General features: G+C 63.7%; 9 protein-coding genes and 1 pseudogene. 7 read left to right on the forward strand and 3 right to left on the reverse strand.

What is annotated here, in order from left to right; translation table 11 throughout:
- Positions 1-17: 17 nt before the first annotated feature.
- Positions 18-829, reverse strand: a pseudogene (locus ACPFL9_RS10300) (MBL fold metallo-hydrolase).
- Between the two features lie 28 nt (positions 830-857).
- The gene (locus tag ACPFL9_RS10305; RefSeq protein WP_426007428.1) at positions 858-1,673 is read right to left on the reverse strand and encodes a cyclase family protein; all 816 of its coding nucleotides are present in this window, start codon (positions 1,671-1,673) and stop codon (positions 858-860) included.
- A gap of 336 nt (positions 1,674-2,009) precedes the next feature.
- Here ACPFL9_RS10305 and ACPFL9_RS10310 point away from each other — a divergent pair, with 336 nt between their 5' ends.
- From ACPFL9_RS10310 to ACPFL9_RS10335, 6 genes are all read left to right on the forward strand, one after another.
- Complete coding sequence (locus ACPFL9_RS10310) at positions 2,010-3,344, forward strand: MFS transporter (protein ID WP_426007429.1); 1,335 nt, start codon at positions 2,010-2,012, stop codon at positions 3,342-3,344.
- 43 nt (positions 3,345-3,387) lie between these two features.
- The gene (locus ACPFL9_RS10315) at positions 3,388-4,527 is read left to right on the forward strand and encodes a thiolase family protein (protein ID WP_426007430.1); all 1,140 of its coding nucleotides are present in this window, start codon (positions 3,388-3,390) and stop codon (positions 4,525-4,527) included.
- Entirely contained in the window at positions 4,524-4,841 is a 318-nt protein-coding gene (locus tag ACPFL9_RS10320) for a Zn-ribbon domain-containing OB-fold protein (RefSeq protein ID WP_426007431.1), read from the forward strand. The genes ACPFL9_RS10315 and ACPFL9_RS10320 overlap by 4 nt, the downstream gene beginning before the upstream one ends.
- Positions 4,838-6,436, forward strand: a complete 1,599-nt coding sequence (locus ACPFL9_RS10325; RefSeq protein ID WP_426007433.1) for an ATP-dependent acyl-CoA ligase — start codon at positions 4,838-4,840, stop codon at positions 6,434-6,436. Before ACPFL9_RS10320 ends, ACPFL9_RS10325 begins: the two co-directional genes overlap by 4 nt.
- A 9-nt stretch (positions 6,437-6,445) precedes the next feature.
- Entirely contained in the window at positions 6,446-7,408 is a 963-nt protein-coding gene (locus ACPFL9_RS10330) for a LysR family transcriptional regulator (protein WP_426007434.1), read from the forward strand.
- Positions 7,409-7,520: 112 nt separating this feature from the next.
- Positions 7,521-9,236: a thiamine pyrophosphate-binding protein gene (locus ACPFL9_RS10335; RefSeq protein ID WP_426007436.1), complete on the forward strand. Its 1,716-nt coding sequence runs from the start codon at positions 7,521-7,523 to the stop codon at positions 9,234-9,236.
- Between the two features lie 373 nt (positions 9,237-9,609).
- On the opposite strand, the gene ACPFL9_RS10340 is transcribed toward ACPFL9_RS10335, so the two are convergent.
- Positions 9,610-11,784 carry a glycogen debranching N-terminal domain-containing protein gene (locus tag ACPFL9_RS10340; protein ID WP_426007438.1) on the reverse strand — a complete coding sequence of 725 codons (2,175 nt, stop codon included), beginning with the start codon at positions 11,782-11,784 and terminating at the stop codon, positions 9,610-9,612.
- A 446-nt stretch (positions 11,785-12,230) separates the two neighbouring features.
- On the opposite strand from ACPFL9_RS10340, the gene ACPFL9_RS10345 reads away from it, so the two are divergent.
- Positions 12,231-12,584: a cupin domain-containing protein gene (locus ACPFL9_RS10345; protein WP_426007439.1), complete on the forward strand. Its 354-nt coding sequence runs from the start codon at positions 12,231-12,233 to the stop codon at positions 12,582-12,584.
- Positions 12,585-12,589 lie beyond the last annotated feature (5 nt).

Here is a 12,589-nt window from a genome sequence, read left to right on the forward strand (position 1 = left end):
CCCAAAGGTCCCGGGACTTACGTCAAGTGGTCAAAGTCTCCACGGCACCATGCGGCGTGCCGTTCAGCAGAGGCCTGCAGCACGTCCCTGGCTCTGTCAGCGATGACATTATTGAAGTTGCCGTAGATGCGGTTGACTGCAACGTACCAAGCTGGGCTGCGACCCGCAGCGCCACGGCACCGGACAGCGGCAAACGGTTGGGATAGCTGCGCATGAACGCAACAGAAGTGCGGTCCGGGTTCGGAAACACGCTGTCGCCGGTCAGCAGCACCCCTTCGCCTTCTGCGCCGGCTGCCCAGTGCGCCACGGCGCTGCCGGGAAAGTGGCCACCGGTTTGGTGCAGGGTGAGCCCTTCGGTGATGGTCTTGCTGCCGGACCAGGTCTGGATGGCAGGATCGTGCCGTCCCAACCACTGCCGGTCTGCCTCGGAGACGAGGACGGGGACGTTCCCCAGGCGGTGTGACCACTCCACCTGCACACCGAACATGTGGGGATGGCTGGCAGCGATCGCCAGCACGGGCCCCTGCGCAAGAACAGCTTCCACGGCGGCATCGTCAACGAACCCCACCGGATCCCAGAGCAGCGACCCGGCCGGCGTTACCACCAGTTGGGCGGTTTGCCCGATCCCCACTTTGGGCCCGGTACTGAGGCCGAACAGCCCGGGCTCGTTCTCTGCCATGGTGACTTTGTGGCCTTCGCCGGATAACCCGTCCAGGGTGAGCCACCGCTGTCCATCCTCTGGAACGTACTGGCGCTCATCCGTGCAGATCGGACAAAGATCCGGCAGAGGTTCGTCCCGCTCCACGGCACAGGTTGCACAGATCAGCATGGGGCCCCTTCCGTTGGTGGGACCCATGCTACTGGGCAGGATCGTCAAGCACTGCGAATACGCGGGCGGGACTTCCCGTGCCGCCGACAATCGGTAACGGTGCCACGATCAAAGCGGCGCCCACGGGCGGAAGCTTTCCCAGGTTCCGCAGGGACGTGATGCCGTACTTGTCGTTGCCCAGCAGGAAATGGTGGGCGGGAAACGGGGGCTGCTGTCCCGCAGCGATGCCGGCGTCAATGCCCACGGTCTCCACCCCGATTCCGGAAAGGCCGGTCTCTTCAGCAATCCATCGGGCACATTCGCCGGTCAGCCCGGGGGAGTGGGGCAGTCCCTGGGCGTCGTTGTTCAGGAATTCCTGCCGCGTGCCCGAGCGGTGTTCCCAGCCGCTGCGGATCAGGAGCCAGCCCCCATGGGGCAGTGCGCCGTGTTCGGCTTCCCAGGCGTGAAGGTGATTGATGTCCACCAGGAAATCGCTGTCGTCCCCGGCTTCAGCAGTGATGTCCAATACCGCGGCAGGACCCACCAGCCGGGCCGGTTCGATCCTGGACACATCTTTGCCTTCCCGTCCTGTTGCCCAGTGGATGGGTGCATCCAAGTGCGTACCGATGTGCTCACCGGTATGGATGTTGTGGTGCTTCCAATACGGGCCCGGCTCGTTGTAGGCGGACACTTCCTCCAGGGAGAAGTCAATGAGGTTGGCAAAAGGGGAGGGCAGTTCCAGGGTCGGGGTATCTGCGGACAGAGGGGTCGTGAGGTCGATGACCGAGATGCGGCCCGCGCCGAGGTCATCGATGAACCGGGCCGCGGCGCCCGTAGCTGTGGTGCTGGCATTGCTGGATTTCATGGAAGTTCCTCCAAATAGGTGGTGCAGTGGGTGGCCCGGTTGGTGCCCGGAGAAACTGCGCCGAAACCAATGGACGCGACGTTAGCACTGCGCCGCACGCTCTGGAACGGTCTCCGCCGAAGAAATGACTGCCTTACCGGAACCTGCATAGGCCCTGCCGGTATAGGCATTCGACGGCGTTGGACCAGGCGGGGGAGACTGAAGGAACAAGACGTAATCCGCATCACAGCGGGCGGCCAACCGTGAAATGCACCGTCGCTTTTTACAGCAGTCCGGTCCGCGGCCACAGGTCCTTCCCGGGACCCCTTTCAGTTTTCAGCCATCAAGGAGCAGACAATGTCCGATCTTCACGTCCCTCCCCAGGGATTGCGCCCCAGGGTCCACCGCTACGTTGTTGCCTCCCTGGTGGGGAACGCACTCGAGTGGTACGACTTTTTCCTGTATGCCACGGCGTCGGCCGTGGTGTTCGGGCGGCTGTTCTTCCCGGCGGACACCGACCCGCTGGTGGGCACCATGGCAGCGTTCGCCGGCTTCGCCGTGGGGTTTGCCGCCCGGCCACTGGGTGGCGTCATCTTTGGCCATATAGGTGACCGGCTCGGACGCAGGCGTTCCCTTGTCCTGACCTTGTCGATCATGGGCGTCAGCACCGCGCTCATGGGTCTGCTTCCCACGTACGCCCAGGTAGGGCTGCTCGCTCCGGCGCTCCTGATCCTCCTGCGGATCATGCAGGGCATAGCAGCAGGCGGTGAATGGGGCGGTGGTGTCCTGTTGATCAGTGAGAATTCCAACGACTCACGGCGCGGCATGCTCTCGGCCTTCAGCCAAGGCGGGATCTCTTTGGGGTTCGTCTTGTCCTCCCTGGCCTTCTTCCTGGTCCAACTGATGCCGGAACCGGAGTTCCTGGCGTGGGGCTGGCGCCTGCCGTTCCTGGTCAGTGTCCTGCTGCTTGGCGTTGGTGCGTACATCCGCTTCAAACTGCCGGAGTCCCAGGAGTTCAATGAAGCCCGCCAAAGCCATCCGCAGCACAAGCTGGCAGCCATCCAGGCCTTGCGTGCCCATCCCCGCGAGATCCTCATTGCCATGGGCCTACGCGTCGCCGAGAACGGCGGGTCCTACATTTTCCTGTCCTTCTCCATCGTCTACGGCGTTCATGTGGGAGTGGACAAGGGACTCCTGCTGCTGGCCGTTGCGGTGTCAATGCTGGCTTCCTTCGGAACGTACATTTTCTTCGGCTACCTCTCCGACCTCATTGGACGCCGCGTCGTGTACGCCATGGGCGCCGTGGGGATGGGGCTGATGGCATTCCCGTTCTTCGCCATGATCGACGCCAACACTCCTGCTGTGGTGATCCTTGCCTTCCTCCTTGCCAACGGTGTCTGCCATGGCGCCATGATTGGTACCCAGCCGGCGTTCTTCCATGAACTGTTCTCCGCCGAAGTCCGCTACTCGGGGATGGCGATCGCGCATGAAGTCGCAGCCGTCTTCGCCGGCGGACTCGCGCCCCTGATCGCAACGGCGCTGTTGCTGAACTTCGGCTCGTCCGTCCCGGTTTCCCTGTATGTCATCGGGCTGGTGGCGGTAACCCTTGTTGCGGTCCTGGCCTGCGGGCCGCGGCGGGGAACCGTCGGCCGGAACCACAGTGACCGTACGACGCCCGAGCGCGTCTCCTAGAGGCAGCCGGCTTCGGCTTTCCATCCACTTTGAAAGGACCGATATGACGGTCTCCATCATCGGAACGGGTCAATCCACCTATACCCGCCATCCGCAACCAGGGACGACGACGTCCCGGGTCATCGCAAACGCAGTCCGGGAAGCCCTGGCGGAAGCGGGCCTCACCCCGGCGGACGTTGACGGTTTTGGCGTTGCCAGCTTCACGCTCGGTCCTGATCACGCCGTCGATCTGGCATGGAGGATGGGCCTCAGGCTGACCTGGCTGATGCAGGATACGAACGGCGGCGCGAGCGCCGGTGGACTGCTCCAGCACGCAGTGCGTGCGATCCAAGCAGGGGATGCCAGGGTCATTGTCCTCGCTGCCGGCGACCTCATGGACGGGCCGGCGTTCTCCAAACTGGTTGCCAACTACAACAGCGCGACGCGGGACCATTTGTCGCCGCTGCCCATGAGCGGTCCGAATGCCCTGTTCGCCATGCTCACCACACGGCAGATGGAGGCCCTGGGGCTCACCCGGGAAGACTATGGCCGCATCGCCGTGGCCCAGCGCGAGTGGGCCGGACTCAACCCGGGCGCCGTTTACAGGGGCGTCCTCTCCATGGACGACTACCTCAACGCACCGCTCGTCGCTGAGCCGCTGGGACGCTACGACTGTGTGCCGCCCGTGACGGGAGCCGACGCAGTGGTCCTCGTTGCCGATCCAGGTGGCGGCACGCCCCGCGCAAAAGTCATCTCTGCGCGCGCTTCCTACAACTCCGATCAACAGGCCGGTGACGGGCTGTCCACCGGACTTCGGGGCATTGCTGCCCTGGGCTGGGAAGAGTCGGGGATCGGGCCGGAGGACGTGGACCTTGTCAGTGCCTACGACGATTACCCCGCGATGGTAGTCGCCCAATTGGCCGATCTCGGAGTGCTTCCTGCGGATGAAGACCCCTCCACTTTCATCAAGCGCCGCATCGCTACCCGCGAACTCCCGCTCAATACCTCCGGTGGCCAGCTCTCTGCCGGGCAGGCCGGAGCTTCAGGCGGGATGCACGGGCTCGTGGAGGCGGCAAGGCAACTCAGAGGCACCGCAGGCCGCCGTCAGGTCCAAGCACGCCACGCGGTGGTCAGCGGTTACGGCATGGTTCTGTACCGCCACGGCGCCTGCGCCACCATGACCGTCCTGGAGCGTGCCCTGTGAGCGCCGTGATCCAGGAATGCCTCAGTTGTGCCGCCCGCCTCTTCCCGAACCGGTTGTTCTGTCCCGAATGCGGGGGCGACAGCTTCTCCGACGTCGCAGTAGCCAAAGCAACGGTGGAGACAACCACCACACTGTCCAACGGCGTCGTGATTGCCACAGTAAGTCCCGACGGCGGCCCGCGGCTGATTGCCCGACTCACCGGTTCCGGCGCATCACCTGGACAGACCGTGCCGCTCACCAACAGCAGTGATGCCACACCGGGCGTCCACGCGTATATTCCACCAACCATTGACGCTAACGAGGAACACCGATGACCTTCACCATGTCCACGCGGCGGCAACGTCCGCTGACCATCCCGGAGATGCTCCTGGAACGGGCCCGGAATGCCCCGGACGCCCCCCTTTTCCGATGCGGCGACGTGGCCCGCGACAGCCAGACGATGGTGCAGGCTGTCGCCGAAGCCGCCGGCATGCTGGTCGATGCGGGCATCGAGCGGGGGCAGGCGGTGGCGCTGATGTCCTCCAACAGGCCGGAACTCCTTGACCTGATCCTCGGATGCGCCTGGATCGGTGCCGTCGCCGTTCCGGTCAACACAGCAAGCCGAGGGGAACAGTTGCGGCACGTGCTGGAGAATTCGCAAGCCCGGTTGGTAGTGACGGAGTCCGGGTATCTGCCGCACCTGGCTGCCGTTGCTCCGGAAGCCTTGGAAACGGCTTGGGTCATTGATGGCCCCGGCATCGATCGCGGGGCCTCCTTCAAGGTGCAACCCCTTCCCGCGCCGGGGAAGCCCGTGGAGCCGGTGGATGCCGCTCCAGCGGCTACCGCCGCCATTCTCTACACCTCTGGAACTACGGGGGTTTCCAAGGGCGTCCTGTGCCCGCAGGGGCAGTTCTATTGGTGGGCGGCCAACATGACTGACCAACTTGGCTTGCGCCCGGACGACGTCCTCTATACGTGCTTGCCGCTGTTCCACACCAACGCCCTGAACGCCTTCATGCAAGCCGTTGAATGTGGCGGGGAGTACGTCCTTGGTCCGCGCTTTTCAGCCTCCCGGTTCTGGATGGATGCAGCCTCCGCCGGGGCGACGGTCACCTATCTCCTGGGTGCCATGGTGGGAATTCTTGCAGGCAAGGAGCCCTCGCCCGGGGACCGTGGTCACAGGATCCGCTTGGCGCTGTCCCCGGCCACCCCCGCCCGGCTCGTGGAGCCCTTCAACACCAGGTTTGGTGTCCAGCTCCTGGATGGTTATGGGTCGACCGAGACAAACTCCGTCATTGGATCGACACCAGACCAGTGGCGTGCGGGGTACATGGGCAAGGTCCGCCCGGGTTTCACAATCCGGGTGGTCGACACGGACGGAGTTCCGGTTCCGCCTGGCGTGGCGGGGGAACTGCTCATCAGGAGCGACCAGCCCCATGCTGTAGCGACGGGCTATCATGCGATGCCCGACGCCACCACCAACGCATGGCAGGACCTCTGGTTCCACAGCGGGGACCGGGTAGTGATCGACGATGACGGATGGGTGCGGTTCGTGGACCGGATCAAGGACGTCATCCGCCGCCGCGGCGAGAATATCTCCTCCATGGAAGTGGAGCACGTCCTGCGCCAACATCCAGCCGTTCAGGAAGCAGCCGTCTACGCCGTGGATTCGGAGTTGGGTGAAGATGAAGTGATGGCGGCCCTTACCCTGCGCTCGCCGCTGGATTTTGCCGAGCTGACCGAGTTTTGCCGTCCGCGTCTGGCGTCCTTTGCGATACCCCGCTTCGTGCGGGTAATGCAGGAGCTTCCGCAAACAGAGAATGGCAAGGTACGTAAACACGTCCTCAAAGCAGCAGGTCGGGAAGCCGCCGACTGGGACCGCGATGTCGCCCTTCCGCGCCACAAGACCGCAGCGGGAGCCCGCACCTAGGATGAGTGGATGGACCTTCGGGGGCTGTTGACCACACACGTGAAGTTGCGCCATCTGGTGATCGTGCTTGCCATCGCCGAACACGGCAGCCTGGTGCGGGCCGCCGAAGAGCTGTTCCTCACCCAGCCGGCACTCAGCCGCGCACTCGGGGAAGCTGAGCGGGCTATTGGGGCTGCCTTGTTCGAGCGGACCGGGCGGCGGATGGTGCCGACGCCCGCCGGTCTGGCCTACCTTGACCATGCGCAAGCCGTGGTGGGCCACCTTGAGACGCTTCGCCGCAGGGTGGATGAACTCACCGATCCCAATGTCGGCCTGGTGCGGATAGGGGCACATGTCACCGGGGCGAACCTCCTGATTCCCCGGGCCATAGCCCGGTTCACCGTGGAAAGGCCGAAGGTGGAGGTCCGGTTGCGGGAAGCACCGCCCGAGACCCTCATCCAGGAAATCGGCAACGGGGACCTGGACCTGTTGGTGGGTCGTGTGACTGACCACCCCAGTACTTCGCGGCTGCGGCTTGTGCCCCTCTATCGGGAGGACTTCCGGGTGGTGGCTGCACCCTCCCATCCGGCGCATGCGCTGCAGGACCCTGCCTTGCAGGACCTGGTGGGCTACCCCTGGGTCCTGCCACTTGCCAATACGCCCTTGAGGGACGAGTTGGAGGAGAACTTCCGGAATGCCGGGCTCGATACTCCCTACCAGCGAGTGGAATCATCCACACCGGCCACCCTGCGGACGCTGGTGGCGGAAGCGGGTTTCCTCGCCCTGATGCCGGAGTCCATGGCCGCAGCCGAGGAGGGCCTGCGGATGCTGGACCTCCGGCTGCCAGGGCTGGCACAACAGGTAGGACTGATGTTCCATGCGGACCGGCCCATCGCCCTCAGTGCCCAACTGCTGGCCCAAAAGCTGCAGGAAGTAGGGGCTGAGATCAAACAGGATCTTGTCGACTCCTGGCAAGGCCGCCCGCCGTCTTAATATCTCGACCCATTGACGATCGCAAAAAGAAGTCAATATCATTCAGCAACGGCACAGACGCACGGCGTCCGTGCGTCCCTGCCTTTCCCAGCCTGTTAGAAGGAGAAAACCCATGACCGTGACCACCAACAGGCTTACGGCCTCCGGCCAGCCGGCGGGGGACCTCTCCGCACTGGAGCCCCGCAACGTCAGTGAACTTGTGGGATTCACCCTCGCGCGCCTTGGCGTAGGACACGTATTCGGGGTGGTCGGCAGTGGGAACTTCGCCGTGACCAATGCGCTCCGCAAAGCGGGCGTTCCCTATACCGCCGCCCGCCATGAGGGAGGAGCTGCGACCATGGCCGACGCCTTTGGCCGGATGTCGGGCACGGTAGGGGTTGTGTCCACACACCAGGGCTGTGGGCTGACCAATGCCATCACGGGAATCGGCGAAGCCGCCAAAAGCCGGACGCCCATGATCGTGGTGACAGCGGATACGGCCGCCGCCGCTGTTGGGTCAAACTTCAAGATTGACCAGGATGCGCTGGCCCGCAGCGTAGGGGCGGTGGCTGAACGAATCCATTCGTCCGCAAGTGCCGTCGCCGATACCGTGCGGGCGTACCGCAAGGCCGTCAACGAGCGCCGGACCGTGGTGCTTTCATTGCCCACCGACATCCAGGCCGCGCCGGTCGCCGGCAGTGCAGTTCCACCCGCGTCACTTGCCGCTTCCCAGAGGTTTGCTCCCGCGCCGGCGGCCGTGGCAGCGTTGGCCGATCTCATCCGCAACGCCGAACGGCCGGTTTTTGTTGCAGGCCGCGGCGGCAGGGGCGCCGGAGCGGAGATTGCCGCCTTGGCCGGGACGGCGGGCGCCTTGGTGGCGACCTCCGCCGTCGCGCACGGGCTGTTCCAAGGTGATCCGTTCAGCCTCGGAATCTCCGGAGGCTTTTCGTCCCCCTTCACGGCCAAAACGATCTCCGAGGCAGATTTGATCGTCGGTTGGGGCTGCGCGCTGAACATGTGGACCATGCGCCATGGATCTTTGATCGGCGCCGACGCCAAGGTGGTCCAGGTGGATGTGGAGGACGCAGCCCTGGGGGCGAACCGGCCGATCGACCTTGGGGTCCTCGGTGACAGTGCTGAAACCGCCAAAGCCGTTCAGGCGCTCCTGCAGGAATGGGGGCACGGGGCGACTGGACTCCGCACGCCAGAATTCGCAGCCGAGATCGCAAAGCATGCCCGCTGGAACAGTGAGCAAACTGAGGATCTTTCCACCGCCCAAGCCATCGATCCGAGGGTGCTGAGCCGCGAACTCGACCGCATTTTGCCCGCGGAACGTATTGTTTCCATCGACTCGGGAAACTTCATGGGGTACCCCAGCGCCTATCTTTCCGTTCCGGATGAGTTCGGTTTTTGCTTCACGCAGGCATTCCAGTCGATTGGCCTGGGCTTGTACACGGCCATCGGTGCCGCCAAAGCCAGGCCGGACCGGCTTCCGGTCCTTGGTGCCGGCGACGGTGGATTCCTTATGTCAATTGCTGAGCTCGAAACGCTGGTGCGTGAACGGATCCCGCTCGTCGCAATCGTGTACAACGATTCCAGCTACGGCGCGGAGGTGCACCACTTCGACGTCAGCGACGAGGAACTGGAGATCGTCCGCTTTCCCGCCACCGATATCGCCGCCATTGCACGGGGCTACGGAGCCGCTGCAGTGACGGTGAAGAATGTGGCAGACCTTGGAGCGGTGGAGGCCTGGTTGGCCGGATCGCGGGATGTGCCGCTGGTCATCGATGCGCGGATTGCCTCGGACGGCGGTTCCTGGTGGCTGGCTGAGGCGTTCAAGGGGCACTAGCGCCGTTTGCACGACGGCGGGTTCCCGGCCTGCACGTGCCGGGAACCCGCCGTCGTGCTTCTTCTTTCCTTTCATGTCTATCGTCAATTGTTGACAATTGCTATGCTGAACTGACATCAGTAAGCAGGGCTCCCTGAGTCCGGAGAAGAAGGGTAAGTCATGAAGAAAAGGCCTGCGGCGGGGACGCATGTTGTACGTGCGGAGACCTCACGCACGGGGCATTATTGCCCCGTGTCGGGTTGGTGGTCGATAGCAGGGGATCCTTTGGGCACCCGGTTGATCGCCAAGGGCGAGGTAATGCCTGCCCGCGGCGGAGCGCCCGTTCTGTGGATTCTTCGCTCCGGTGCGCCCAGTGGAGGCACTGCTGGTGCCGTCATTTCCGCGCTCTAAGGATTCCGGCCGTCCCGTTGTTCATGCGACCTGCCTGCTCCACCAGCTCAGCCAGCCACGGGCGGTGTCCTTGGTGGAACATCATGCCTTCGGGCAGCCCCCGTACTTCGGGAACGGACTCGGTGATGTCGATCGTCATTCGTCCCCCGGCCAGAGGGGCGTTGGTGATGTGCAGATCGCCGAAGGAAGGTGGGAGGTGCGGATCCATCCAGAATCCGCCGCGCGAGACATGCGCGTCGTAGCGCATGAGACTGGTGATCAGTTGGATGGGGGTGGTTGCAGCCCAGGCCTGCGGCGAGCAGGCGGTCGGGTAGGGAACCGGTTCGCCGTACTTGTCCCGGCTGAAGCCGCAGAAAAGTTCAGGTAGGCGTCCGCCTGAATAGTCGGCTGCCTCAAACAGGGAAGTAGCGATGCGCTGTGCCTCGTCGATGAAGCCATATCGCATTAACCCTGCAGCGATGACGGCGTTGTCGTGGGGCCATACCGAGCCGTTGTGGTAGCTGGCGGGATTGTAGGCACCCATGTCCGTCGCCAGGGTCCGAACGCCCCAGCCGCTGAACATCTCGGGCGACATCAGCCGTTCGACGACTTTTGGTGCCTTGTCGTCGTCCACCAAACCCACCCAAAGGCAGTGGCCCATGTTGAATGCACATGCATCCACCTGACGCTTCTTGCCATCCAGTGCAATGGCGTAATAGCCGCGGTCGGGCATCCAGAACTGCTCGTTGAACCTGGCTTTCAGGTCAGCGGCGCGCCGGGCGAGGTCCGAAGCCAAAGGTGCGTCGCCGGCGTCGTACGCCATCCAGGCCCGCGCCATATACGCGTCGTAGACATAAGCCTGAACTTCACAAAGCGCGATGGGCGGTTCGGCCGGGGTTCCGTCCGCGAAGTTGATCCCGTCCCATGAATCCTTCCATCCCTGGTTGATCAACCCCTCCGGATTCAGGCGCTGGTACTCCACAAAACCGTCTCCGTCCCTGTCCCCGTAATCACGGATCCATTCGAGGGCCCGGTCGGCGTGCGGCAGGAGCTCGGCAATGGTCTCCTTGGCGAATCCCCAACGGCTGACAGATCCCAGCACCACGACGAACAATGGAGTTGCATCGACGCTCCCGTAATACGTGGACTTTCCGCCAAGCGCGAGGTTGCTGGAAACATCCAGTCTGACTTCATGGAGAATCTTCCCGGGTTCTTCCTCCGTCACGGGATCGACCCGGGTTCCTTGGCGGCCCGCCAATGTCTTGAGCGTGCCCAGTGCCAGGGAGGGGTCAACCGGCATCGCCATCTCCGAAGCCCACAATGAGTCCCTGCCGAAGAGGGTCATGAACCACGGCGCGCCTGCGGCCACCACCACCCGTTCCGGGTGGGCCGGGTCTTCAATGCGCAGGGCACCCAAATCGTCATAGCTGCGCCGAAGCGTCCGCTCGATGCCGTGGTTTCCCATGCGAAGGATGGGGATTCTCGCTACCCATTCCTGCCTGCGCCGGTCGCTGGGGGACAGACCGCCCTGGTCCGGGCGAGGTTCCCCGGGCCTGTTGCTGTCCTCCGGCCTTACCTCCAAGGTGGCGCTCCAACACCCTCTTGGCGGAATAGTCACGGTGGCGTGCAAGCCTTCGGGCGCCGCCGTGGCGGCGTCTGAGCTCACGACGACGGACTTCCGGACTTGCTGCCACTCGGCGCTGATGCTGAGTCCTGTGGCATGAACATGCCGGCTCCCGGACCACTGCCTCTGAACGCGCGCTTCTTTGACTTCAAAGACATCAGCGAAGTCGGCGGAGGCCTCCACCATCACCCGGCATTCCACAGGCTCGGTCGAGTGGTTGTGCACCGTGATGTGCTCCGCGATGCCAAAACCGAGCTCGCGGATGCGCTCTACCACGAGGGGACTGTCGGCGTATCCTTCTGCGCGGGTAACCCGGGCAGCGAACACCGCCCGGTGAGGCTCCGGGGCCTGCGCTGTGAGCGGCTCAAGTCGCTGCCCATTGACGGTGAGACGCCATTCGGAGAGCACGCGGGTGTCCTGAAAGAAGAGGCCGTGCGGATGATCAGCCTGGATGTCGCCATTGGGCAAGGAGATGCAGAAAGACGTACCTTCCACCAAGGTGACGGTTCCCGGCCCAAGCGGTCCCGCTGCAGTGTCAGCGTTCCATCCCGCCATTGGTCTTACCTCCCGGGGAGTGCCGCAAACATCAGGGAGATGTCCGCGGTGGGGTGCGGTATCTCATCCAGACGCTACTCCTGCGCGGATCCCTCCGCTAGGGCCGGAAGGGACCTGGCGCGGGGGCCAGGTCAAGCTCAAAATCATCATCAATGTGGAACAAGCGCCGATCCCCAAGCCGGTCCACAACCCAAATAGTGGATCCGTCCTCGGTGCGGTCATCCACAGTGCCTCGAAGATGAACAAAGCCGTGCATGCGGAGCAGTACGTTGTCGCCCGGTTCCAGCGAGGTCCAAAGCGCGGTTCGCCGGCTTCGGGCGCTGGGAGAATCGAAAAAAGCCATACTCAAGGCTATCGTCAATTGTTGACAATTGCTAGGATGGGATAGTGCCTTTCCAACGACGGCGGGCACGGTTTATCAGGGCAAAGCGCCCGGAAGGAGCGGCATGGTCAAGGCCACCGTCATGAGCAACGCAAACACCGTCAACCCGGGAGAACACACTCCCAAGCCCACCTCGATTACGCCCGGACAGACCGAAGTCTCGCTGCGGCTTTGGGCTCGCGAAGGCCTCAAAACAGGAATCTGGGAGGCCACTCCAGGTGTATCAACCAGCACCCGGCCTGGCTATGACGAGATTTGCCAGATTCTGAGTGGCACGGCCACCATCACCGAGGAAGACGGCACGAGTTTCGACGTGGGTCCGGGGTCGCTGTTTGTGACGCCGGCTGGATGGACCGGTACTTGGACCATCCACGAGACTCTTCGCAAGATGTGGGTTGTGGCGGATCTTCCCGCCTGACTGCG

The organism is Paenarthrobacter sp. NyZ202, from assembly GCF_049860755.1.
In the GTDB taxonomy this organism is placed as follows: domain Bacteria; phylum Actinomycetota; class Actinomycetes; order Actinomycetales; family Micrococcaceae; genus Arthrobacter.